Source organism: Shewanella sp. MEBiC00475 (genome assembly GCF_005234075.1).
Lineage (GTDB): Bacteria > Pseudomonadota > Gammaproteobacteria > Enterobacterales > Shewanellaceae > Shewanella > Shewanella polaris.
In genome coordinates this window covers 4,408,569-4,433,884 of the sequence record NZ_CP039928.1, presented here as the reverse complement: position 1 = coordinate 4,433,884, position 25,316 = coordinate 4,408,569, and the positions used below count along the sequence as shown (strand labels likewise).

Here is a 25,316-nt window from a genome sequence, read left to right as displayed (position 1 = left end):
TATAACCACACTGCTAAATAATAAAAATACAGAATAAAACACTAAAGCAAAGCCTAATTTACCTAACAAGTCAGCATTTAACACTAATATTATTCTTCACTTTGCGCATTTGCCTCTTTCACAATGCCTATAAATTCGTTATGGTTCGATAACTTAAGCCGTATTTAGTTATCGAGAATAGTAGTATGCGCCCCATTATCAAATCCAATAAGCTTGATTCAGTTTGCTACGATATCCGTGGTCCTGTCCATAAAGAAGCCCGACGTCTTGAAGACGAAGGTCACCGTATCTTAAAGCTTAATATCGGCAACCCGGCCCCGTTTGGATTTGAAGCGCCAGAAGAGATCGTTCGCGACGTCATTTTAAATTTACCCAGTGCACAAGGTTACTGCGAATCTAAAGGCTTGTTCTCTGCACGTAAAGCCATTGTGCAACATTATCAAGCTCAAGGAATATTTGGTGTCGATATTGAAGATATCTACATAGGTAATGGGGTGTCAGAATTGATCGTGATGGCCATGCAAGGCTTGCTTAACGCCGATGATGAAGTGCTTATCCCCTCGCCCGATTACCCTCTATGGACTGCTGCAGCTAACTTAGCAGGCGGTAAAGCCGTGCATTATCGGTGCGATGAAGAAGCCGATTGGTTCCCGGACTTAGATGACATTATCAGTAAAATCAGCAGTCGCACCCGTGCAATTGTATTAATCAATCCAAACAACCCTACTGGCGCAGTTTATAGTAAAGAATTGTTGTTGCAGGTTATTGAGTTATGTCGGCAACACGATTTAATATTATTCGCCGACGAAATCTACGACAAAATCCTCTATGACGAAGCCAAACATATACCTGCAGCGGGTTTATCTGATGATATCTTAACGATTACTTTTAATGGTTTATCTAAAGCTTACCGCGCGGCAGGATTCCGTGTCGGTTGGATGATGTTGTCAGGTAACTTAAAAGCCGCCAAAAGCTATATTGAAGGCTTAGAAATGCTGGCTTCAATGCGTTTGTGTGCCAATGTGCCCAATCAACATGCTATTCAAACCGCGTTAGGTGGTTATCAATCAATTAACGAGTTGATTTTACCGAGTGGTCGCTTAACGATTCAGCGCGATGCCGTGTACGAATTACTTAACCAAATTCCAGGGGTAAGTTGTAAAAAACCTAAAGGGGCACTGTACGCGTTTCCAAAATTAGACATGAAAAAATTTAATTTACGCGATGACGAACGCTTGGTGCTTGATTTATTAAAGACGAAAAAAATTCTTTTGGTTCAGGGAACGGCCTTCAACTGGCCTGAGCCCGATCATCTTCGGGTGGTATTCTTACCTTATAAAGAAGATTTAACTAAAGCTATTACAGAATTTGGTGAATTTTTAGAAGATTACCGCCAATAACCATTCACATAAGCATGGTTCAAAATAAATAACTAAGCGACTGAACAGTCGCTTTTTTTTATTGATAAGCTCCTGTAAGCTATTAAAAACTATTGAGCGCAGTAAGGAGTCTCATGAGTCATTTATTTGCCCATTTATCTCGGATGAAACTGATCCAACGTTGGCCGTTAATGTATAACGTGCGCCGTGAAAACGTTCAAGAGCATTCACTACAAGTGGCTATGGTTGCCCATGCTCTTGTCATTATCAGTAATAAAAAATTCAACACCAACTTAGACGCTAATAAAGCCGCAACCATTGCTATTTATCATGATGCCAGCGAAATTTTGACCGGTGATTTACCAACGCCAGTAAAATACTTTAATAAAGAAATTGAAGCTGAATATAAAAAGATAGAAGCCATTGCTGAACAGCGAATGTTAGAAATGGTACCGGAAGAATTTAGAGAAGATTATCGTAGCCTATTTATTAGTGAAGATGCTGATCCACAATACAAAGCCATCGTAAAAGCAGCCGATACATTATGTGCGTATTTAAAGTGCTTAGAAGAGCAAAAAGCCGGTAATAGCGAATTCAATAGTGCCCGTAAACGTTTGGAACAAAGTCTACATGATAATCCGAACCCAGCGGTAGGTTATTTCCGAGATTGTTTTATTCCAAGTTTTACATTGAATTTAGACGAAATTAATCAAATGCTGTAAAGGAATTCTATGTCTGATAACACTGACGAGCCAAGTAATACGGAACATGATAATCGTTGGCAACAACGTTTACTTGGTGAGGATAAACAACGCCGTAACGACCATCGCAGTCCTTATCAGCGCGATCGAGCTCGTATTCTACATTCTGCCGCATTTCGTCGCCTTCAAGCCAAAACACAAGTATTGGGTGTAGGCATGAATGACTTTTATCGCACTCGTTTGACACATTCCTTAGAAGTCTCACAAATTGGTACGGGTATTACTGCTCAGTTACGTCGTAAGTATCCAGAACTAAGGTATTTGCTCAATTCAATGAGCCTAATTGAATCAATTTGTTTAGCCCACGATATCGGCCATCCTCCTTTTGGTCATGGCGGTGAAGTTGCATTAAATTATATGATGCGCCATCACGGTGGCTTTGAAGGCAATGGCCAAACATTTCGGATTTTAACTCGGTTAGAACCCTATACACAGTCATGGGGAATGAATCTCACTCGACGGACTTTATTGGGGGTAATGAAATACCCAGCAACTTATTCGCAATTGTATATCGATCTACATCGACCTGACATCGTTAATCATCGTCAGCTAAAACCTTCTGAATGGCCACCCGTAAAAGGCTTATTTGATGATGATAAATCTATTATTGATTGGGTATTATCTGAGTTGTCAGATGCGGACCGACAATTATTCATTAGCAGTGAGCAAAGTCATACAAACATCGATTACCCCCATTTAAAAACTCGCTATAAGTCATTCGATTGTTCGATTATGGAATTGGCAGATGACATTGCTTATGCTGTGCACGATCTTGAAGATGCCATTGTAATGGGTATTGTTAATCAACATCAGTGGCAACGTGATGTTGTTGAACAGTTATCAGAAATTAAGGATGATTGGCTCATCTCTGAAATGGCACAAATAGGTGACAAACTTTTCTCCCACGAGCATCATTTACGTAAAGATGCCATCGGCACCCTAGTAAACGGTTTTGTTACCGCCATTGGAATTGGTATTAATTCTAAGTTTGATGAAGATTTATTAAAATATAATGCTGAATTACAATCAGATTTTGCTGCAACTTTGCACGTCCTAAAACAATTTGTGTTTAAATATGTTATCCGCAAGCCAGAAATTCAAATGTTAGAATACAAAGGTCAACAGATTGTAATGGAATTATTTGAGGCGTTTGCCTCGGATCCTGAACGATTGTTACCACTCAATACTCGCGAACGGTGGTTAGTAGAACGCAATCAGAATAATAATCCAATGCGGGTGATTGCTGATTATATTTCTGGCATGACTGATGAATTTGCAGGACGCTTACACCAGCAATTATTCGGCTCAAAAACGGCGGGTATTATGGATTTAAGTCGCGAGCAATAATTATATTGTTATGTAAAAAAAAGCGCTTGGTTATCGCAACCAAGCGCTTACGGGTTAAATAAAGGGGAAATAACCCAAATGTCTCACTTCACTTTTTGACATTAACGTTTACTTAAACAGGTTGCATAAATGCTTGTATCTCACTCAGAGACAACAATGGCGTTGCACCATGAGATTGTGCCACCATGGCCCCACTGCACAGGCAAAATCAATTGCATATTGAGGATGATTGTCACTGCATAATTGATACAGTAACGACCCTAAAAACGAATCTCCGGCACCAACGGTATCAACTACATTGACTAAATAACCTGAATTATAAAACTTCTGCCCAGCAACACTCAGTAGTGCACCATGACTGCCTTTGGTCACACACAGGTATTTGGTTTGGGTTTGTTCAGCGATAAAATCCAAGTTTTGCTCTAATGAATAAAATGGCGAGCCCATTTCTTTAGCAATCTCATACAATTCATCATCATTTAATTTTATGAAGTCTGCTTTTTTCATCAAATTAACCACATTGCCAATCTGGTAATGCGGCGCACGTAAGTTAACGTCAAATACAGAAAATGCAGCCAATTCAACTAAGGCAGTTAAGGTACTGAGAGACACATCATTGCGTCCAATTAAACTGCCAAAAACCAACATATCAGCACGATTCACTTGCTCAATAAGATCTTCAGTCAATGCGATATTGTCCCAAGCTGTATCGGCGACGATTTCGTAGGATGCTGAACCGTTTTTGTCTAAGGTAACTTGGACAGTGCTGGTGCTTTTGACTGGGTCCATGGCGATACAGTCACGATTAACACCACGTTCATCAATAAAGCTCAGCAGTTCGCGGCCTAATAAATCATCGCCAACGGCACTGATCATTGAAGCTTTAATACCCAAGGAATTAAGTCTGACGCACACATTTAAAGGTGCCCCACCAACACGCTTATCATCTGAGAAACAATCCCATAATACTTCGCCAAAACAGCTAACATTGATGTCTGCTGTTACTTTATGATTAATTAATACACTATTCATAATGATTAACTCTTTGCTTGTAATCTTGCTTGCATGATCGCTTTAATATCGGAGCCTGGTGCGTATAAGGCAGTAATAGCTTGACGATAATCTTTGCAGAAAATGGCTTGATTATTGAGATCACCAAATAAGTCGGTTAACTGTAAAAAAGCTAACGGATCTTGTGCTGTTCTACTGGCAAATTCATGTAACTGTGCAGACATTTGGTCACTAATATCTAACGCTTTCCCTTGCTGGTCTACACGTTTGTCACTGTATAAACACCAAGTCGCTATGACTAATGTTGCCAAAGAAGTATCACGGCCTAAGGCGATGTTTTCATTAATAGAAGCAATGATAAATTTTGGTAACTTAGCTGAACTTTCTAAACAAATACGTGCCAAGCTATCTTTAATGTTCGGATTGGCAAAACGCTCAATTAAGGTGTCTTTATATTGTGTTAAATCAATCCCTTCAAGTTGCTCGATTAACGGTGTAACTTCATCGTCCATAAATCGACGTAAATAGGAAGAAAATAGCGGATCCGATACCGATTCATCAATTGTCGCAAAACCATGTATAGAGCCTAGTAAACCTAATACTGAATGGCCTGCGTTTAATAAACGGATCTTCATTTTTTCAAATGGTGTTACGTCACTGACAAATTGAGCCCCAACGGTATCTAACGCCGGACGGCCATCACTAAAGTTGTCTTCTATTACCCATTGAGTGAAGGCTTCGCAAGTAATTGGCCATTCATCATTAATGTGTAATGTGTTGGTCACATACTCGATATCCGCTTTAGTTGTTACAGGGGTAATACGGTCAACCATTGCGTTTGGAAACGCTACATTTGCTTCAATCCATTGGCCTAAATCAGCGTCATTTTTATTCACAAACGCCAATAGCATTTTACGGGTCATGTCGCCGTTATGCTGAATGTTGTCACAAGACTGAATAGTAAAAGGCTTCATGCCCTTAGCTTTACGCTGTTTAAGTGCTGCCGTTAAATAACCAAACGCAGTGATAGGGTCATTAGGATTCGCCATATCATGGATAATGTCTGGATTGTTGAAATCAAACTCACCCGTTGCAGGGTTAAAGTTATAACCGCCTTCAGTAATGGTTAATGACACAATTTTAGTGTCAGAGTTAACTAGTTTATCAATAACATGTTGCTTGTTTTCTGGTGCAAATAAAAAATCAATCATTGACCCCATCACTTGATGATCAATATGACCATTTGGGTGACGCACTGTTAAACTGTATAAATAGTCTTGTTTTACCAACACATCACGTAAACCGCGGTTAGCTTCTAACAAACCCACACCACAAATCGCCCAAGATTCAGAACCAGGCTTCTTTAACAATTCATTGATGTACATCGCTTGATGAGCTCGATGAAAACCACCAACACCTATGTGAACTATGCCCGCAGTTAACTTGCTACGATCATATTTTGGCACATCAACATGAGTAGGTAATGTTGACAAACTTTGTTGGTTTAACATGTTAAGTTGAACGCTTGACTGTTGAGAGTGATCCATGTGGATTGTGCCTCATAAAATAATTAAACAATATGGATGTATATGTTATCTCAATGAAATAACACAGCTGACTCAAGGTTAATGTTTTATTAACATTATTAAGCTTGAGTCATTAATGTCTCGATTATAAATTTAATTTTTTATGTCGTTTCAAGGCGACATATGAACAGCTAAAATAAATCACAGTACATGCGAAGCAAACTGTTTCAAATAATGATTTATTATCTGTATAGATTTCCATCGTTGGACTGTAAAACATAACGTTAACAGCCAATATGCTAATAACAACTAGCGAAACAAACGCAAAGCCATTTAGTAATAGGGTTAACTTACTGTTGTCTTCAACTTGTGGCGTATCGTCTTTAGCCATTTCATCTTGATATTCAGCAATTTGTTGCTGTTCTTTTTCATCTAATAATATGGCATCGGTGTAATCTAAATCGGCACCATATTTTTTAGCCAAGACGGTATAAATAATAATGGTGAATATCCACGTTGGAATAAATAGATAATAGAACGAAATAATATCAAGACTATTTAAACCAAAGCCAAACACTAACGCTAATGCCCAAGATGCAATTGCGGGTGTACTTTTAGACAGATTTTGATATTTAACCCAATAACGGGTTAATCCAATCTTAGGAAACAACACGTGCTCAGCAAACACAATACCACCAACAGGTACAACTAATAGGCCTGCATAGGTTAGTAACGGTAACATCTGCGAAAACACGAATGGAAAACACGCAATCACTATAGTGACTAAACCAACAATAGCTGTGGTACGTTCACGAGATTGGTTAACAAAGATTGATTGCGCGGCAAGACCAGCACGGTATAAATTGGCGTTTGCGGTCGTCCAACCTGCAATAATGATAATTACAAAGCCTGAAAAACCTAAAGCATGATAAGCAACATCACCTGGATCAAGTTGAGTAATAGTGGTTTTTAATAGCACCGCGGTGCCTGCGCCCATAATACCTGCAGAAATCCATGCTAAGTAATGGCCGAAGAACATTCCAACACCCGAAAACAAACCATAACTTTTACGCTTAGCAAAGCGGAAAATTGCCATGTCGATCAAACCAAAGTGAGTAATTGAGTTAGCAGCCCACGCAAAACCTATTACTTCAAGTAAACCAATGCCGGGTTCGCCTTTATCGTTTATTCCGGTCCAAATTGAGCTGTCACCAATTGTCATAAAGTCTTGCCAACTGGTCAACGTGGTACTACCAATTACATGATTGGATAACGCAGGAAATAAGGTGAATGAACCCGCAATAAAGATAACAAATAACCAGGGGGCACAAATTTTAGAAAAATCTGCAACGGTAGAAAACCCATACATGGCAACCACCACAACGATTGAGCCCACGGCTAATACAATCATCACAAACCATAGACTGCTGGGATACCAATTTAATTGTGCGGGAATGTCGAATAAGAAACGTACGGCTGTCGACGATACTGTAATCATCGCCGCAGATATCACCGAGAAGATAATGACGTTCGCCCAGTTATAGAGCTTGGTCATCGAGTCACCAGCTATTTTATTCAAATAGTTATATAAACTTAATCGTGTTTCTACCGCTATAGGTGCGGTTAATAACCACCATGAACACATGGCTAAAAGGTTACCGATTAATAACCCCAATAAAATATCAATGGTCGATGCACCCAAGGCAACAAAGGTAGCACCGATAACAAATTCAGTTGCGGCTACATGCTCCCCAGCATATAAACCAGCAAAGTGCTTCCAACCATGGAGCTTATTTTTGGCTACGGGCAGTTGCTCTTCATTCATTTGTTCAAATGAAGGCTGGTGTTGTCTTGTTGTCATTATTTTTATATTCCTGTTCTTTCAGGTAAATTAACCCCCTCACCAAAAATCGATGATAAAATTAAACAATTTACCTTTACTGACTATTTACTATTTCTATCCATTAGAAATAATAACCCCATTTATATCACTGTCTTATTGATTGATATTGTTCTATTTATATTGAGCTGGTTTATTGTTAACTATTTTAGTCTAGCTAATATTTTTTCCGCGGTGAATTCATTGGTGATTAACGAGTTAATCAATCGTCCTTGTAATGCCGAATAGATGGCATCCACTTTATGTTGACCTGCGGCTATACCATATACAGGTTTAGTTGAATTAACCTTTAACGGTGCACTCATCACTAACTGATTGATAGGATGTTCTAGCAGCTGACCTTGTTGGTTATAAACCCAACTAATAATTTCGCCCGCTGCATGGGCATCCTTTAATTCATTAAGTTGGATCTGATTAATAAAACCATCTAACAATAACGGCGGATTTACGTCCATATGCCCTATTCCGACAAAGGTGGCATCAGCATGTTGAATTAATTCAAAAATACTTTTTACAGGTGCTAATTCATGTAACAAGTTCTTTTCTGTCACTGAGCTCGCAATAACGGGCAACGGCATTGGATAATGCTTAGCTTGTACCCTACTCGCCATACTGACAACAATGTCAAATGCCGAAGCTGAACCATCTAACATCATATTGCCTAATAGCGATACGATTCTATGTTGCGGGCATTGCATCGAAGGTAATTCATCAACACACGCTTTGAGTACTCTTCCTGTGCCGAATGCTAATGTTTTAGGCAGATCTGATTTCAAATATCGTTCTAGCACAGCGGCACCACGTTGTGCCAAACCATAAACATTATTCGCATCAGCAGGATCGCTTGGAACAATTTCGCATTCCAATAAGTTAAAAGCTTGCTTGAGTTGTTGTCCAAGATCCATACATTTAGCAATGGGGTGATCTAAACGAACTTTGATTAACCCTTCACTGACGGCTAATGCAACCAAACGCTGGGCAGTCTGTCTTGATACTTCTAATTTTTGAGCAATTTCATCCTGAGTATTTTTAGCAACGTAATATAACCAAGCCGCTCTAGCTGCTTGCTCTAAACGCGCGAGTTCTGAATTCGATTTGCTGTCCATATTAACCCTTATATTCAATATCAACTTACTAAGGTTGGCATTAAATGCTTAAAATAATGCCAATGGTTAAGTACTGGAACCATTGGATATGCTTGTGATACTGGGTGTAAATCGCTGCCCATGCTATCAACTATATGACCGCCACCGACGTAATGTATCACCGGCATATTTGCTGCAATTGCAGCACTTACACCAAAAAAACTGTCTTCAACAACTAAACAATGTTCTGGCGCCACGCCCATGCTTTTAGCAGCATGTAAAAATAAGTCCGGTGCAGGCTTACCATTTTTAACTTCACTGGCTGTAAACACGTGCTCAGCAAATACATCGGTTAACCCAACTACAGCTAATGCTTTTGTTGTTCTAGGTAAGCTACTACTGGTCGCAATACAACAAGCTACATTCAATTGCGTCAATATTTCCTTTATACCGCTTGTCACCGTTAAATTTTGTTCAAACTCAAGTAATAGCTGTTTACGATATTGTGCTTCAAAATCTACAGGCAAAATAATGGACAATAAATTATGAACTTTGGCGGCTACCGTAGCAAATTGACAACCCAAAAAGTGTTTTTGGACAAAGGCCATATCAATTTTTGCACCCAGCACAGCTAATTGTTCAATTAATACATTGGCGCTTATGACTTCACTGTCTATGACCACACCATCGCAATCAAAAATGACTAATTGTGTATCAATGTCCATAAATTCACCTATCGCATAGCGCTAATGTTAAGTACGATAATAATATAACGGTAAAATTGGGCTGCCACTTAATTCATTCTAGTTGTCCCTTACTAGCCACAATCATCATTTGCGCGGTATATTAAGGCCTCTTGTACCACACTACATTATCAGCCCCAACCAAAATGAGCATATGCCCTACTAATGAGCATATTCCCTTTTCTTAATATTGATGTCAATCACATTTATTCAATTAAATAAGCATTACAAGCTTTAGCTATCACTAATTAATGCTTATAAATATTAAAATATTGTTTATATTCAACAATGTATTTTTAAATATGTTATTTGCCGACGAAGCCGAACAACATCCTCTTAATAAAAACTATACTTTTCTCTAAGCAGGACAATTAACAAACCTATTTTTAGTCGATTATGCATCAATAGATAACGTAGATAATTAATTCTTTGTTGTTAATTTATGTCACTATTTTGTCATATCGCCATCGTCAATTACATCTAAGTCTGTTTTAAAATTTATCTCGTTAAATACAGAGAACAGCTACAATAAGCAGCAGATATTGTAATAAAATTACAGTTATCAGTCTTTTGTGGTCAATATCACAATATATCAGTCCTGAAAGCTGTAATTTTATTCACAAAGAATATTTTACAAAATCGATTTGTTGAATATTTTTAGAAGGAACCACTATGACAGTCACCAACATTCAAGAGCTTGATTTATTGGTAGAGCGCGTTGCCAAGGCACAAGCAGAGTTCGCTAATTTTAGCCAAGAGCAAGTAGATAACATCTTCAGAGCTGCAGCATTAGCTGCTGCTGATGCAAGAATCTCATTAGCCAAAATGGCCGTAATTGAAACTGGTATGGGCGTATTAGAAGATAAAGTGATTAAAAATCACTTTGCATCGGAATACATTTATAACAAATACAAAGATGAAAAAACCTGCGGTATTTTGTCTGAAGATATAACCTTTGGTACTATCACTATTGCAGAACCTGTTGGTATTATTTGTGGTATTGTCCCTACGACAAACCCAACATCTACCGCTATTTTTAAAGCCCTTATTAGCTTAAAAACTCGCAATGGTATTATTTTCTCACCGCACCCAAGAGCTAAAAACTCAACCACGACTGCAGCTAAAATAGTATTAGATGCAGCAGTTGCCGCAGGTGCACCCAAAGACATTATTGGCTGGATTGATCAACCAAGCGTTGCCTTGTCTAACCAATTAATGACTCATGCAAAAATTAACCTCATCTTAGCCACTGGTGGACCAGGCATGGTTAAAGCGGCCTATTCTTCAGGTAAACCAGCTATTGGTGTTGGTGCAGGTAATACACCTATCGTTATCGATGAAACAGCGGACATCAAACGTGCTGTAAGCTCCATATTAATGTCAAAGACCTTCGACAATGGTGTTGTATGCGCATCTGAACAAGCGGTGATTGTGGTAGACAGTATTTATAAACAAGTAAAAGAGCGTTTTGTCAGTCACGGCGGTCATATTCTGTCTAAAGCTGAAACTGCGGCAATGCAAACTGTGATCCTTAAAAACGGTGGTCTTAATGCCGATATTGTTGGCCAGAGTGCTGTTTCGATAGCTGCAATGGCTGGCTTTGAAGTGCCAAGTACCACCAAAGTGCTCATTGGTGAAGTCACAGATATTAATGACGCTGAAGCCTTTGCCCACGAGAAATTATCTCCGTTATTAGGTATGTATAAAGCAAAAGACTTTAATGAAGCAATGGACAAAGCTGAAGCCTTAGTCACCTTGGGGGGGATTGGCCATACGTCTGGTTTATATACCGATCAAGACACCCAAGATGATCGCGTTAAAGCCTTTGGTTTTAGAATGAAAACAGCACGCATTTTGATTAATACCCCAGCATCACAAGGTGGTATTGGTGACTTATACAACTTTAAGTTAGCACCATCGTTAACTCTCGGTTGTGGTTCATGGGGTGGTAATTCAATTTCAGAGAACGTCGGCCCAAGTCACTTAATCAATAAAAAAATGGTCGCTAAGAGGGCTGAAAACATGTTGTGGCATAAGCTTCCATCATCTATTTACTTTCGCCGCGGTAGTCTACCGATAGCACTTGAAGAGTTAAGTGATAAAAAACGTGCACTGATCATTACTGACAAATTCTTATTCAATAACGGTTATTGTAACGAGACCTTAAAAATCCTCAAAGCACAGGGACTTGAAACCGAAGTGTTTTACGAAGTGGAAGCCGATCCAACCTTAGCGATTGTTCGCCAAGGCGCTAAAATTGCACAAAGCTTTCAGCCAGATGTCATTATTGCATTAGGCGGTGGATCGCCAATGGATGCAGCAAAGATCATTTGGGTTATGTACGAACACCCTGATGTTGATTTTGCCGATTTAGCAATGCGTTTTATGGACATCCGTAAACGTATTTATAAATTCCCTAAAATGGGCGTTAAAGCTCAAATGGTTGCCATTCCGACAACCTCAGGTACTGGTTCAGAAGTAACTCCTTTTGCCGTGGTAACCGATGAAAAAACCGGCATGAAGTACCCTATTGCAGACTATCAATTAACCCCGAACATGGCGATTGTCGATCCTAATTTAGTCATGGACATGCCTAAATCACTCACAGCTTTTGGTGGCATTGATGCTGTCACACATGCGTTAGAAGCTTATGTAAGTGTGATGGCAAACGAGTACAGTGATGGCCAAGCGTTACAAGCATTAGACCTATTATTTAAATACCTACCAGACTCTTATGAATTTGGCGCTAAAGCGCCAGTGGCTCGAGAAAAAGTCCATAATGGAGCCACCATCGCGGGTATTGCTTTTGCCAATGCATTCTTAGGTGTTTGTCACTCAATGGCGCACAAATTAGGGGCTGAGTTCCACTTAGCTCACGGTTTGGCTAACGCATTATTAATCTCTAACGTGATCCGTTTTAACGCGACAGACATGCCAACCAAGCAAGCGGCTTTTAGTCAATATGATCGCCCTAAAGCGCTGTGCCGTTATGCTGCCATTGCGGATTATTTAAAGCTAGGGGGTAAAACAGATGCTCAAAAAGTTGAAAAACTGATTGAAAAGATTGAAGAGCTTAAAACAACCATTGGTATTCCTGCATCAATTCAAGATGCTGGAGTTAATGAAGCAGATTTCATCGCCAAACTGGATGAACTGGCTGAAGATGCATTCGATGATCAATGTACTGGTGCTAATCCACGTTACCCGTTAATCAAAGAGCTAAAACAAGTGCTGTTAGACAGCTTCTATGGCAGAGCTTATAAAGACTAGCCTAAACGAGAATAAGCAGTAAGCTTTTAATAAGACGCCTTACAATATTGTAGGGCGTTTTTTTATTGTTTTAAGAATGCATTTGAAAATGAATCGACTGCACTCAATTTAACTGTTACGAGGTAATAAGCAGTTTGAAAGACATTTGTTATCCCCAATTAATGTTACTTAGCCAATACCAGCATAGCGGCACTATTTGCATGGAGTTGAGTAGTATCATACAAAGACACATGAGTATGTTGTTGCTGCACAAGTAAGGCTATTTCAGTACAACCTAAAATGACAGCCTCAGTCCCTTGCTCATAAAATTTGTCAATAATTCCAAGATAGGATTGCCGTGATTGCGGATTAATAGTGTCAAGATATAGCTCTTGATATATCACATCATGGATTAATATTTGCTCGCCTAGCGAAGGTACAATAACCTTAATGGGATAGTTAGCGGTTATTCGCTGCTTATAAAAGTCTTGCTCCATGGTAAAGCGCGTGCCCAGCAAGCCGACTTTATTGATCCCATCGGCTAACAACACCTCGGCTATAGCATCAGCAATATGCAAAATGGGTATAGAGATTTGTGCTTGGATCTCATCAGCCACTTTGTGCATGGTATTGGTACAAATAATCACAAAATCAGCGTCACCGGCTTCTACCACAAAAGCGGCATCAGCTACATCCATACCCCTTGATGCTGTGACGCTTCAATTTCAGCAAAATCGACACTGTACAAACATATTTTCTCTGAATGTAAGTCACCTAAAACTGTCTTAACCCCTTGGTTAATCGCCTGATAATAGCTTTACGCCGACTCCCAACTCATACTGTCATTCATGCATATTTTACTCAATTAAATTCAGAGCAATACGAAAAACCACAATTGCTAAGCAATTAATTCATGCGGGAACACGTTATAGAAAATATCCTAAGTAACTCTCCCGCAGCAAAAATGGGTTTCAGCCTGCACTTGAACATTCTACAGGCTCGTCAATATCCCGCCGATTATCGCAATCAGACTTATTATGAACCCAAGCACCAGAATCATTAGTCGTGTGGTAGCAAATAAGCCACTTTCTAGGGTAATCAGTGCAAGTTCAACTCTTTAAACTTATTACAAATGGCCCGATGACGTTCTTTCAATTGCTCATGCTCACTGGCAAAAGCTTTGTGAGCCTTATGCTGAGTATCATGGTTAACCTGAGCGCCATCATGTCCTGCTCGCTCGCCCGAGCGCTTATGTGCACTAATTATCTCTTCGTGACGCGCCATCTCAATCTCATGAGCCATAATTTCTTGCTCATGCATTAGAATTTGCGCCTCATGTTCGTGAATATCGGCTTCAATGTTGTGCAGGGTGGCAAGCAACTTACAGTGTTCGATACGCCAACTTTGATGGTCGGCTTGCCATTGTTCATGATCCAAGTGGTCATGTTTGTGGTCACTATAGTCTTGTTTGTGATCGCTATAGTCATGATTGTGTTCGTTATTCATAATGCACTCCTTTTAGATAAAGAGTCTTTAGCAAGTGCCTTTTGATGTCATTCCACCTAACGTTAAGCCTACGGGTGAAACGCTGCACGATTATCACTTTGCGGTGCAGCTTTATGGGTCCCAGTGACCTAAGGGAACGAATGTAGTGCTTTGTGTTAGATTTGGACTTACATTACCCACCAAAAACTTATTTATGTATGTTCCCTGTACTACCAATTTCCTCCTAATTTGTTTTGGAGTCAACGTAGATCAGAAATTTCACTTATCAGTTTTCATGAGCATTGAGTTGAGCGCTTAAGGGAGGTTGGAATGGTGTATGCTATGTTTCTAGCTAATCACAATTTTACAATTAATGTTGTGGCGCAAAAAATCTGTAAGTAATTGTTAACAAGCATATTTAACTAACATCACTCTGACCCGATCAAATTAAGAGATGGCCTAAGGCCATATGCCAGATCAATATGGCTAAGCGTACAAGGCATAAAAAAACCAGCTTACTAAGCTGGTTTTTAATGTGCTGCGATTAAACAATTAATTAAAGACCAGCTAACGCTTCTTTACACAATTGCGTAATACGAGTCCAATCTTCATTTTCAACTGCGTCTGTTGGAGCAATCCAGCTACCACCAATACAATCAACGTTAGGCAATGCCAAATAGTCTTTATAAGTGGCAAGGCTAATACCACCTGTTGGGCAGAAATGAATATTAGACAGTGGGCCAGAGAAAGATTTCAATGCATTAACACCGCCAGAGGCTTCAGCTGGGAAAAATTTGAAGTGAGTGTAACCCAACTCCATTCCTACCATTATCTCTGAAATGCTAGCGATACCTGGAATTAACGGTACAGTTCCATTCTTGGCAGCTTTTAATAAATCAACAGTAGCCCCTGGGGTAATAATAAATTGGGCACCTGCTTCAACGGCTTGTTTAAGCTGACTTTCATTTAACACAGTACCAGCACCAACAAGCGCTTCAGGCACCTCTTTAGCTATTTTAGCAATCGCTTCTAACGCACAAGGAGTACGTAAAGTCACTTCTAAAACACTAATACCACCTGCCACTAATGCTTTTGCTAATGGAACAGCTTGTTCAATTTTATTAATCACCATGACCGGAACAACCGGACTACGTTTAAACACGTCTTGTGGTTGTAGCAACCAATTATTAGGCTTAAGCATATTACCGACTTCCTTTATTTTTAATATAATTCATCAATAGCACTAGTACTTCTAGCACCCGTTTCAGGGCTACTTAAACTACGACGTAAGACACCAAATAACTCTCGCCCCATACCATAGCTCGAGTGATGTAAATCAACTTTCCCAGCAATTCTGCTAGCAAGTGTTTTTTCATCAACAAGCAGAGATAATTCACCTGTGGTTGAATCGATACGAATTAAATCGCCATCCTCAACCTTAGCAATTAATCCACCATCGAGGGCTTCAGGCGTTAAATGTATAGCAGCAGGTACTTTCCCTGACGCACCAGACATACGGCCATCAGTCACTAATGCAACTTTAAACCCTTTATCTTGTAAGGTGCCCAAGAAAGGAGTTAGCTTGTGTAGTTCTGGCATGCCATTAGCTTTAGGCCCCTGACCTTTAACAACAACGACACAGTCTCTATCTAGCGATCCAGATTTAAACAACTCGTCAATTTCATTTTGATCATTAATGACGACTGCTGGAGCTTCAATGACTCGATTTGCTGAAGGCACTGCAGAGACTTTAATCACCGCACGACCCAAGTTACCTTTAAGCAGTTTCAAACCGCCATTCTTTTGAAAAGGTGTATCTAGATGAGTCAATACTTCTTTATCTAGACTTTCAGTTACACCATCAACCCACTTAAGTTCGCCTTCAATTAAACGCGGCTCTTGGGTATAACGACGTAAACCAAAACCTGCGACAGTCTTGACATCTTCATGTAATAAACCACCATCAAGTAACTCTTTAACCAAGAACCCCATGCCGCCTGCAGCATGGAAATGATTAATATCAGCTTGACCATTCGGGTAAACACGAGCGAGTAACGGCACAGAGTCTGACAAATCAGAAAAATCATCCCAGTTGACAATAATACCGGCAGCACGCGCAATAGCGACAATATGCATTGTTAAATTGGTTGAACCACCGGTGGCCAAAATGGCCACAATACCGTTAACAATAGACTTTTCAGTAACAATTTCACCAATTGGAGTATATTGCGTGCCCATTGATGTTAAACGGCATACTTGCTTAGCAGCCATCTTGCTTAATTCATCTCGTATTGGGTCATCAGGGTTAATAAATGAAGAACCCGGTAACTGTAATCCCATTACTTCTAGCATTAACTGGTTTGAGTTGGCAGTACCATAAAAAGTACACGTTCCAGCACTATGGTAAGACTTAGCTTCGGCTTCTAGTAATACTGCACGATCCACTTTACCTTGAGTAAATTGCTGACGAATACGGGCTTTTTCTTTGTTTGGAATACCTGACTTCATTGGCCCCGCTGGCACAAATAGCATTGGTAAATGGCCAAAACTTAAGGCGCCAATTAATAACCCAGGAACAATCTTGTCACAGATACCGAGTAGCAAAGCACCGTCGAACATATTGTGTGATAAGCCAACTGCGGTAGACATAGCAATCACTTCGCGACTAAGTAAACTCAGTTCCATGCCAGGCTGACCTTGAGTCACGCCATCACACATAGCAGGAACACCTGCAGCCACTTGTGCCACACTGCCCACATCCATACATGCTTGCTTAAGCATATTTGGGTATGTCTCGTATGGTTGATGTGCAGATAACATGTCATTAAAAGCTGTCACAATACCTATATTGGCTTTAGTCAAATGACGCAATGAATCTTTTGCTTCTGGTTGGCAAGCTGCGAATCCATGGGCCAAATTGCCACAACTTAATGCGCTACGGTGAACGCCTCGAGTGTTGGCATCGTCTAATGCAGATAAATAACTTGAACGAGATTGTTGGCTACGAGCAATAATTCTATCGGTAACCGCTTGTACTACTGAGTGCATGGTAAAACTCCTTACGCGCTATAAAACACATCAACGGGCGTTTTACGCTGCGCTAATATAGCTCTAATGGGCATTTGGGTAACATCATCATTTTCAAGTGCCTGATGATATACAGTTAATTTAGGCTCTCCGACAAGATGCAAATAAATCTGACGACTATTTAAAATAGCATCTTTTGACAAGGTAATGCGTGCATGCGGGGCTGTAGTTGGATTCACAGCGACGCACAAAGCCTTAGTTGTTAATGCATTATCTAGTTCTGCACTGCATGGAAACCATGAACAAGTATGCCCATCAGTCCCCATTCCCAGTACAACCACATCAAATGGACGTGGGAAGTTCGCTAACGATTCACTGGTCATATCACAACCGGCTTCAGGCGTTGCAAACATATTTTTTAAGCCGCGAAATTTAGCGCTGGCGGCCCTATTTTGTAATAGAAACTCTCTAACCAACCTTTCGTTTGAATCTTTTTCATCAGCATTAACCCAGCGCTCATCAGCTAAAGTAATGTAAACATCACTCCAGTCGACTAACTTGTGGCTTAATAGCTCAAATAATTTCAACGGTGTTGAACCGCCAGATACCACTAAACTGGCCTTGCCACGAGTATCAACGGCATTTTGCAATTGTTGGGCAATTTTGTCGGCTAACTTAGCTTCAAGTGCAGCGGGCGTTTCAAATGATTTAAATACAGTATCTTTGATCATGGTTACTCCCTACTCGTCCCAAGAACGGCCATCTTTGGTGATTAATGCCACTGACGAAACCGGCCCCCAGGTGCCTGCTGGATATGGCTTTGGCTTTTCGCCACTTTGCTCCCAAGACTGGATGATCCCATCAACCCATTTCCATGCTTGCTCTACTTCGTCACGACGAACAAACAAGGCTTGGTTACCTAACATTGCTTCAAGTAATAAACGCTCATATGCATCTGCGATACGTTCATTTTTAAACGTATCACTAAAACTTAAATCGAGCTTAGTGGTTTGTAAACGTTGCTTTTGCTCTAGACCTGGAACCTTGTTCATCATCTGAATTTCAACACCTTCATGAGGTTGTAATCGGATGGTTAGCTTATTGGGTGGTAAATTACGGTAGCTTGCGCGATATAAGTTATGTGGAGGGTTTTTAAAATACACCACAATCTCACTACTCTTGAACGGCATACGCTTACCACTACGTAAGTAAAATGGCACTCCAGCCCAACGCCAGTTATCTATGTCTACACGCAATGCAACAAACGTTTCAGTGTTTGAATTAGTGTTGGCTCCTTCTTCTTCTAAGTAACCCGGAACAGGTGAACCTTTTAAAAAGCCTGCACTGTATTGACCACGAACGGTATTTTCATACACATTATCGAGGTTAATTGGACGTAATGATTTAAGTACTTTCACTTTTTCATCACGAATACTGTCAGCATCTAAATTCACTGGAGGATCCATAGCAACCAAAGTTAACACTTGTAATAAGTGATTTTGGATCATGTCGCGCATCTGACCTGCGCCATCAAAATATCCCCAACGCCCTTCAATACCAACTTCTTCAGCTACGGTAATTTGTACATGATCAATAGTACGGTTGTCCCATTTAGATGCAAACAAGGAATTAGCAAAACGCAGCGCTATTAAATTTTGTACCGTTTCTTTACCAAGATAATGGTCAATACGGTATACCTGATTCTCATTAAAAAATTCGGCTACTTGGTCGTTAATCACACGTGATGATTCTAGATCAGTACCAATTGGCTTTTCTAACACAACACGAGTATCTGAATGAATTAGGTCTTGTGCATGTAAACAGCGGCATATAACGCCAAAAAGAGAAGGAGGTGTCGCGAAATAGTTCACCATCACGCGTTTACTTGGCTCAAGTAACTCATGGAAAGCTTTGTAGCCTTCTGGCTCTGTAAAATTAGTGCCTATATAATGACAACGACTTAAGAAGCGGGCTAACGTAGTAGGGCAAATTTCATCTTTAACAAATGTGTTCAAAGCTTTTGTAACGAGAGCAATAAACTCTTCATGAGTAAATGCGTCTTTTGCTACACCAATTATCTTGGTTTCCTTGTCTAGTAATCCTGCTTTGTCTAGTTGATATAAAGAAGGTAATAATTTACGCCTTGCTAAATCGCCTTTAGTACCGAAAAGTACGAAATCACAAGCCTTGGCTCCAATTGATTTACCCATTGTTGAAAGCTCTCCTAATTATATGTGTGTGCTATCCGAATTCGAACGATGAATAAAAGCACACTTTTGTTGTAATATAACAACAGAACATCAATATTGCATCTTTAATTTATAAATATTGCGTTATTGTTAATCTAGTTATATGTACCCATTATCTGCTATGATTTCCCGCATACCACAAGGCTTTTGAACCATTTAATAGTGATCTATGTCTTGAAAAATAACCATAGAAACGAATTAATGGTAAAAAAATAACTTAATTTACGAATATCATGTAAGTTATGGTATAAAATTACATCACCTACTTTTAGCTACTATTTAGCGGATGCTTGCTTATGAATACCCTTGAAAAGGTTCAAAAAAGCCTTACCCAATTTAGTAAATCGGAACGTAAAGTTGCCGAAGTCATATTAGCCTCACCGCAAACAGCTATACATTCTAGTATTGCGACATTAGCCAAAATGGCCGATGTCAGTGAGCCAACGGTTAATCGTTTTTGTCGTCGATTAGATACTAAGGGCTTCCCTGATTTTAAGTTACATTTGGCCCAAAGTCTTGCTAATGGCACACCCTATGTTAGTCGTCACGTTGAAGAAGATGACTCTCCAGAGTCTTATACAACTAAAATATTCGAATCTTCAATGGCATCACTTGATACTGCACGTCAAAGCATTGATACTGCGGCAATTAACAAAGCCGTTGACGTACTCACTCAAGCAAAAACCATTTCATTTTTTGGTCTCGGAGCGTCTTCTTCTGTCGCTCATGATGCACAAAATAAATTCTTCCGTTTTAACGTACCTGTAATTTGTTTCGATGATGTGTTAATGCAACGAATGAGTTGTATTAACTGCAACGAAGGTGACGTCGTAGTGTTAATTTCTCACACAGGTCGGACAAAATCATTGATTGAAATAGCCCGAATAGCTCGTGAGAATGGTGCTGCAGTAATCGGTATTACCGCCCGCAATTCGCCATTGTCTCTAGAATGCACTTTGCCTGTGACAATGGAAGTTCCTGAAGATACGGATATGTATTTACCGATGGCATCACGTTTAGCACAGTTGGTCACCATAGATGTCTTAGCCACAGGCTTTACCTTACGCCGAGGCCCACGTTTCCGAGATAATTTAAAACGCGTAAAAGAAGTATTAAAAGAATCTCGCGTGAACAAGGATTTGACCATATAAACCTAAGTGCATCTTACAAGTAATGGATAGAGGGCTTTTTTACACCCTCGCCCCTAATACTTACAGTAATACTTACTCTAGATATCACAAGCTTTTTATGATGTATTAAGCATATTCGTAATCGGATAACTGGATACTAATTACAAGATTCAGTTATTTTCGACCATTTGAGCCCATTAATACAGCAATGAATATTGTTATTAAGGTCAAACAGCATTGCTGTTTGACCTTTTTTATTATAAAAACCGCTAATCTGTCACATAAATCACACATTAAAAACGATCTTTTTGTTGGTAACTTTACTACATTTAGCCGAATCTCTGTTAATATACTTGTATCATTTAAGTACTAAGATAGCTGGCGTACTTTAAATAACCGAATTCTATTTAACACAAAATCTTTCTTATCATTAACGGAGTATCTTATGTTCCGCAGAACTAAAATCGTTACTACACTCGGACCAGCAACTGATCGCGATGACAATTTACGTAAAATTATCATAGCAGGCGCTAACGTTGTTAGACTTAACTTTTCACATGGTTTACCAGAAGATCATTTAAAACGCGCGACTGATACACGTAGGATCGCCAAAGAATTGGGCAAAACTGTCGCTATTCTAGGTGACTTACAAGGTCCGAAAATTCGAATATCTACTTTTAAAGACAACAAAAAAATCAAACTTAATTTAGGCGATACTTTTGTACTTGATGCCGATTTAGGCAAAGGTGAAGGCGACGAAAATCAAGTCGGTATTGATTACAAGCAATTACCAGATGACGTTGTTATTGGTGATATTTTAATGCTTGATGACGGTCGAGTTCAATTAAAAGTTGAACGAGTTGAAGATCGAAAGGTTTTTACTACTGTTACTGTTGCAGGCCCGTTATCTAATAACAAAGGCATTAACAAAAAAGGCGGCGGACTAACAGCCCCAGCCTTAACAGAAAAAGACATGGCAGACATTAAAACTGCCGCGTTAATTGATGTTGACTTCCTTGCCGTGTCATTCCCACGTACTGGAGCTGACTTAGACTTAGCACGTGCTTTAGCGCTTGAAGCTGGCAGTAAAGCACTTATTGTCGCAAAAGTTGAACGTGCTGAAGCAGTAGAATCAGACGAAGCAATGGATGATGTAATTAGAGCATCAGATGTTGTGATGGTTGCACGTGGTGATTTAGGTGTTGAAATTGGTGATGCTGCGCTTGTTGCTGTACAAAAACGTTTAATTCAACGTTCACGCCAGTTAAACAAAGCGGTTATCACTGCAACGCAAATGATGGAATCGATGATTTCGAGTCCTATGCCTACACGTGCTGAAGTTATGGACGTAGCAAATGCTGTTCTAGATGGCACAGATGCGGTAATGCTGTCAGCTGAAACGGCTGCTGGTGATTTCCCTGAAGAAACTGTTATGGCAATGGCTAATGTCTGTATTGGCGCAGAAGCACATCCAAGTGTGAATGTATCCAACCACCGTATGAATGAGCAGTTTTCATCTATTGAAGAGACCATCGCTCTATCAACTATGTATGCAGCTAACCACTTACCTGGTGTCAAAGCGATTATTTCGTTAACGGAATCAGGTGAGACGGCTAAATTAATGTCTCGTATTAGCTCTGGTTTGCCGATATTTGCATTAACTCGTCATCCAAAAACCTTAGCCAGTATGTGTATGTACCGTGGTGTTCAGCCAGTTAATTTTGACTCTACTGCATATCCTGCTGAAGAACTCGCTAAAGAAGCATTAAACTGCATAGTGAACAAAGGTTATTTAGTCAGTGGGGATATGGTTCTAATGACTAAAGGTGACGTGATGGAAACCATCGGTGGCACTAACACTTGTAAAGTGTTGATTGTTGCTTAATCAAGTCTAACCAAATATAACGAGGAACATTCACTACTCGCACGCGGTGATACACTCGTTAACACTAAAGCTAATCTTCGGATTGGCTTTTTTATCGATTTTTTTGAACATTAACGCTATACCTTAAAAGTAGCTACCATTCCCCTGCTTCATCGTTAATCCGTAACATGATGGATAAAAAAAACCCCGACAGAGTCGGGGCTTATGTACGTAATTATTTCTCAAAACTTAAGATTAATGTAATTAACTTACATTATAGCTTTTCAAAGTCATTAACGTTGATAGCAGCTAAACGCATTACATCTGCTTCTACAAGCTGTTTATGCTCAGCTTCAGTGATGATGTCTTTTTCTAATGCAACATCAAATAACTCAAGCATAGGAAGCTTAGATTTTATGTGGCCGCTTCGTTGCGCTTTCTTAAGTTTCTTATATAAATCTTTCGCAGCATATTTAGCTAAGAAGGCACTTTCTACTTCTGCTATGCCACTTGTGTCACCATCAAATTCACTACACAAGAATGTAATTCGATCACGTGCAGCTCCAGGCTTAAGCATGCCTTTAACTAAATCGACAGCAAACTTATCACTTGGCGCATTAAAATGATTACCCAATGGGAAAATTAATACCCGAAGTAACACAGCTGCAATTTTGCTTGGGAAGTTGCGAATTGCATCTTCAAGCGCTTTAGCCGCTAAATGTAAACGCTCTGTCATCACATAATGTACTGCCGCTAAATCATCTTGCTGACGGCCATTATCTTCAAACAGTTTCAATGTTGCTGACGCTAAATATAACTGGCTTAATACATCGCCCATTCGTGCAGAAATCATCTCTTTACGTTTGAGATCGCCACCCATAATCAACATTGATAAATCAGTCATGATCGCAAGTGAAGAAGATATACGAGTCATATCACGATAATACTGCTGCGTAGGACCACTCACTGGTGCACTGGCAAATCGGCTGCCTGTTAATGCACTACCAAATGAACGTAACGCATTACTTACAGCATAACCAATATGGCCAAGTAACAATGAGTCGAAACGATCTAAAGCCGATGTTTCATCTTCCATTGCCGCCGCTTCCATTTCAGCTAATACGTATGGATGACAGCGTGTAGCACCTTGACCAAAAATCATCAATGAACGAGTTAGAATGTTTGCACCTTCTACTGTAATTGAGATTGGGTTAGCCATAAATGCGTGACCTAAATAGTTTTTAGGTCCAAGTTGAATGCCCTTACCAGATTGAATGTCCATTGCATCTTCTAATACATCACGACCTAACTCGGTCATATGATATTTAGCAATAGCAGTCACAACTGAAGGTTTCACTTTTAAATCGATACCTTGAGTGGTTAAACGACGTGCAGCCTCAAGCTGATATGTATTGGCGATAATACGCGCCATAGCTTCTTGTACGCCTTCAAAATTACCTATTGGCATACCGAACTGCTGACGTACATAACTGTATGCCGTGGTCGTTTTAGTGCATACATGGCCCGATGCTGTAGCCAATGCAGGTAGTGAAATACCACGTCCTGCAGATAAACACTCAACCAGCATACGCCAGCCTTTACCGGCAAACTGAGGTCCACCAATAATCCAATCTAATGGAATAAAGACATCTTCACCGCTCGTCGTCCCGTTCATAAATGCCATCATTAATGGGTTATGACGACGACCTATCTCAACACCTTCATGGTCTGTTGGGATCAAAGCACACGTAATACCAAGATTTTTAACATCACCTAACAAACCGTCAGGATCGCGCATTTGGAATGCAAGACCTAATACAGTCGCAACTGGTGCGAGGGTAATGTAACGCTTGTTCCACGTTAAGCTTAACCCTAATGTCTCTTCACCTTCAAACTCACGGCGACAAACAATACCTAAATCAGGAATTGCGCCAGCATCACTGCCCGCTTCTGGACCGGTTAAGGCAAAACAAGGGATATCTTTACCAATAGCAAGTGAAGGTAACCATCGTTCCTTCTGCTCTTGAGTACCATAATGCGTGAGTAACTCACCAGGGCCTAAAGAGTTAGGTACCATTACAGTAACAGCAGCACTTACACTTCGAGTCGCAATGGTAGCCACGATGGTTGAGTTTGCATAAGCTGAAAACTCACGTCCACCGTACTTTTTAGGAATGATTAACGCAAAGAAACCTTGCTCTTTAAAGTATTGCCACAACTCTGGAGGAAGATCTTTACGATTATGGACGATATCGAAATCGTCAATCATAGTTAATGCAGTTTGAACTTGATTATCAATAAAATCTTGTTCTTCAGCCGTTAATGTAGGCTTACCGTAACCATGTAAGGTATTCCAATTTGGTTTTCCGCGAAATAATTCACCTTCCCACCAAACATCACCCGCTTCCATTGCTTCTTTTTCGGTACTCGATAAAGGAGGCAATACTTTTTTGAAGAACGAAAATACAGGACGCGTAATAACTTGCATCCTGATATTACGTACACCAAAGAGGACAATAATCGCTATAACTAGCAATATGATGATACTCATTTTATACCT

16 protein-coding genes and 2 pseudogenes are annotated in these 25,316 nt (G+C 39.9%); 6 read left to right on the top strand and 12 right to left on the bottom strand.

Annotated features, from left to right (window positions below; genetic code table 11):
• Positions 1-185 precede the first annotated feature (185 nt).
• From FCN25_RS19635 to FCN25_RS19625, 3 genes are all read left to right on the top strand, one after another.
• Positions 186-1,400, top strand: coding sequence for a pyridoxal phosphate-dependent aminotransferase (locus FCN25_RS19635; protein WP_137227043.1), 1,215 nt, complete (start codon positions 186-188; stop codon positions 1,398-1,400).
• 113 nt (positions 1,401-1,513) lie between these two features.
• Positions 1,514-2,101 (top strand): 5'-deoxynucleotidase, encoded by a 588-nt coding sequence (gene yfbR / locus FCN25_RS19630; protein WP_137227042.1) that lies wholly within the window; start codon positions 1,514-1,516, stop codon positions 2,099-2,101.
• A 9-nt stretch (positions 2,102-2,110) separates the two neighbouring features.
• Positions 2,111-3,487: an anti-phage deoxyguanosine triphosphatase gene (locus FCN25_RS19625; protein ID WP_137227041.1), complete on the top strand. Its 1,377-nt coding sequence runs from the start codon at positions 2,111-2,113 to the stop codon at positions 3,485-3,487.
• 112 nt (positions 3,488-3,599) lie between these two features.
• Here FCN25_RS19625 and FCN25_RS19620 read toward each other — a convergent pair.
• From FCN25_RS19620 to FCN25_RS19600, 5 genes and pseudogenes are all read right to left on the bottom strand, one after another.
• Positions 3,600-4,519, bottom strand: a pseudogene (locus FCN25_RS19620) (carbohydrate kinase).
• 5 nt (positions 4,520-4,524) lie between these two features.
• Complete coding sequence (locus FCN25_RS19615) at positions 4,525-6,045, bottom strand: mannitol dehydrogenase family protein (protein WP_137227040.1); 1,521 nt, start codon at positions 6,043-6,045, stop codon at positions 4,525-4,527.
• Between the two features lie 124 nt (positions 6,046-6,169).
• Complete coding sequence (locus FCN25_RS19610) at positions 6,170-7,885, bottom strand: cytosine permease (protein ID WP_137227039.1); 1,716 nt, start codon at positions 7,883-7,885, stop codon at positions 6,170-6,172.
• 182 nt (positions 7,886-8,067) lie between these two features.
• A complete protein-coding gene (locus tag FCN25_RS19605) occupies positions 8,068-9,030 on the bottom strand; it encodes a sugar-binding transcriptional regulator (protein ID WP_137227038.1) in 963 nt (320 codons plus the stop codon).
• Positions 9,031-9,050: 20 nt separating this feature from the next.
• On the bottom strand, positions 9,051-9,734 hold the full coding sequence (locus FCN25_RS19600) for an HAD family phosphatase (protein ID WP_137227037.1): 684 nt from the start codon (positions 9,732-9,734) through the stop codon (positions 9,051-9,053).
• Between the two features lie 690 nt (positions 9,735-10,424).
• On the opposite strand from FCN25_RS19600, the gene adhE reads away from it, so the two are divergent.
• A complete protein-coding gene (adhE, locus tag FCN25_RS19595) occupies positions 10,425-13,022 on the top strand; it encodes a bifunctional acetaldehyde-CoA/alcohol dehydrogenase (protein WP_137227036.1) in 2,598 nt (865 codons plus the stop codon).
• A 164-nt stretch (positions 13,023-13,186) separates the two neighbouring features.
• Here the strand turns inward: adhE and FCN25_RS19590 are convergent.
• The 6 genes and pseudogenes from FCN25_RS19590 to zwf all read right to left on the bottom strand — a co-directional run bounded on the left by FCN25_RS19590 (position 13,187) and on the right by zwf (position 19,723).
• Positions 13,187-13,851, bottom strand: a pseudogene (locus tag FCN25_RS19590) (aspartate/glutamate racemase family protein).
• Positions 13,852-14,099: 248 nt separating this feature from the next.
• Positions 14,100-14,507, bottom strand: coding sequence for a hypothetical protein (locus FCN25_RS19585; protein ID WP_137227035.1), 408 nt, complete (start codon positions 14,505-14,507; stop codon positions 14,100-14,102).
• A gap of 535 nt (positions 14,508-15,042) precedes the next feature.
• Positions 15,043-15,687 (bottom strand): bifunctional 4-hydroxy-2-oxoglutarate aldolase/2-dehydro-3-deoxy-phosphogluconate aldolase, encoded by a 645-nt coding sequence (locus FCN25_RS19580; RefSeq protein ID WP_137227034.1) that lies wholly within the window; start codon positions 15,685-15,687, stop codon positions 15,043-15,045.
• Positions 15,688-15,707: 20 nt separating this feature from the next.
• Positions 15,708-17,534, bottom strand: coding sequence for a phosphogluconate dehydratase (gene edd / locus FCN25_RS19575; RefSeq protein ID WP_137227033.1), 1,827 nt, complete (start codon positions 17,532-17,534; stop codon positions 15,708-15,710).
• Between the two features lie 11 nt (positions 17,535-17,545).
• Positions 17,546-18,244: a 6-phosphogluconolactonase gene (pgl, locus tag FCN25_RS19570; protein ID WP_137227032.1), complete on the bottom strand. Its 699-nt coding sequence runs from the start codon at positions 18,242-18,244 to the stop codon at positions 17,546-17,548.
• A 9-nt stretch (positions 18,245-18,253) separates the two neighbouring features.
• Complete coding sequence (gene zwf, locus FCN25_RS19565) at positions 18,254-19,723, bottom strand: glucose-6-phosphate dehydrogenase (protein WP_137227031.1); 1,470 nt, start codon at positions 19,721-19,723, stop codon at positions 18,254-18,256.
• 335 nt (positions 19,724-20,058) lie between these two features.
• Here zwf and FCN25_RS19560 point away from each other — a divergent pair, with 335 nt between their 5' ends.
• Together FCN25_RS19560 and pyk are read left to right on the top strand one after the other, a co-directional pair.
• A complete protein-coding gene (locus tag FCN25_RS19560) occupies positions 20,059-20,913 on the top strand; it encodes a MurR/RpiR family transcriptional regulator (protein ID WP_137227030.1) in 855 nt (284 codons plus the stop codon).
• Positions 20,914-21,337: 424 nt separating this feature from the next.
• Positions 21,338-22,777 carry a pyruvate kinase gene (gene pyk, locus FCN25_RS19555; RefSeq protein WP_137227029.1) on the top strand — a complete coding sequence of 480 codons (1,440 nt, stop codon included), beginning with the start codon at positions 21,338-21,340 and terminating at the stop codon, positions 22,775-22,777.
• A 253-nt stretch (positions 22,778-23,030) separates the two neighbouring features.
• Here pyk and FCN25_RS19550 read toward each other — a convergent pair whose 3' ends face one another.
• Positions 23,031-25,307, bottom strand: a complete 2,277-nt coding sequence (locus tag FCN25_RS19550) for an acyl-CoA dehydrogenase (protein ID WP_137227028.1) — start codon at positions 25,305-25,307, stop codon at positions 23,031-23,033.
• Positions 25,308-25,316 lie beyond the last annotated feature (9 nt).

Excerpts from the sequence above, each read along its gene's own strand:
- FCN25_RS19635 (WP_137227043.1), top strand. The coding sequence starts at position 186 with ATGCGCCCCATTATCAAATCCAATAAGCTTGATTCAGTTTGCTACGAT.
- yfbR (WP_137227042.1), top strand. The coding sequence starts at position 1,514 with ATGAGTCATTTATTTGCCCATTTATCTCGGATGAAACTGATCCAACGT.
- FCN25_RS19625 (WP_137227041.1), top strand. The coding sequence starts at position 2,111 with ATGTCTGATAACACTGACGAGCCAAGTAATACGGAACATGATAATCGT.
- FCN25_RS19615 (WP_137227040.1), bottom strand. The coding sequence starts at position 6,045 with ATGGATCACTCTCAACAGTCAAGCGTTCAACTTAACATGTTAAACCAA.
- FCN25_RS19610 (WP_137227039.1), bottom strand. The coding sequence starts at position 7,885 with ATGACAACAAGACAACACCAGCCTTCATTTGAACAAATGAATGAAGAG.
- FCN25_RS19605 (WP_137227038.1), bottom strand. The coding sequence starts at position 9,030 with ATGGACAGCAAATCGAATTCAGAACTCGCGCGTTTAGAGCAAGCAGCT.
- FCN25_RS19600 (WP_137227037.1), bottom strand. The coding sequence starts at position 9,734 with ATGGACATTGATACACAATTAGTCATTTTTGATTGCGATGGTGTGGTC.
- adhE (WP_137227036.1), top strand. The coding sequence starts at position 10,425 with ATGACAGTCACCAACATTCAAGAGCTTGATTTATTGGTAGAGCGCGTT.
- FCN25_RS19585 (WP_137227035.1), bottom strand. The coding sequence starts at position 14,507 with ATGAATAACGAACACAATCATGACTATAGCGATCACAAACAAGACTAT.
- FCN25_RS19580 (WP_137227034.1), bottom strand. The coding sequence starts at position 15,687 with ATGCTTAAGCCTAATAATTGGTTGCTACAACCACAAGACGTGTTTAAA.
- edd (WP_137227033.1), bottom strand. The coding sequence starts at position 17,534 with ATGCACTCAGTAGTACAAGCGGTTACCGATAGAATTATTGCTCGTAGC.
- pgl (WP_137227032.1), bottom strand. The coding sequence starts at position 18,244 with ATGATCAAAGATACTGTATTTAAATCATTTGAAACGCCCGCTGCACTT.
- zwf (WP_137227031.1), bottom strand. The coding sequence starts at position 19,723 with ATGGGTAAATCAATTGGAGCCAAGGCTTGTGATTTCGTACTTTTCGGT.
- FCN25_RS19560 (WP_137227030.1), top strand. The coding sequence starts at position 20,059 with ATGAATACCCTTGAAAAGGTTCAAAAAAGCCTTACCCAATTTAGTAAA.
- pyk (WP_137227029.1), top strand. The coding sequence starts at position 21,338 with ATGTTCCGCAGAACTAAAATCGTTACTACACTCGGACCAGCAACTGAT.
- FCN25_RS19550 (WP_137227028.1), bottom strand. The coding sequence starts at position 25,307 with ATGAGTATCATCATATTGCTAGTTATAGCGATTATTGTCCTCTTTGGT.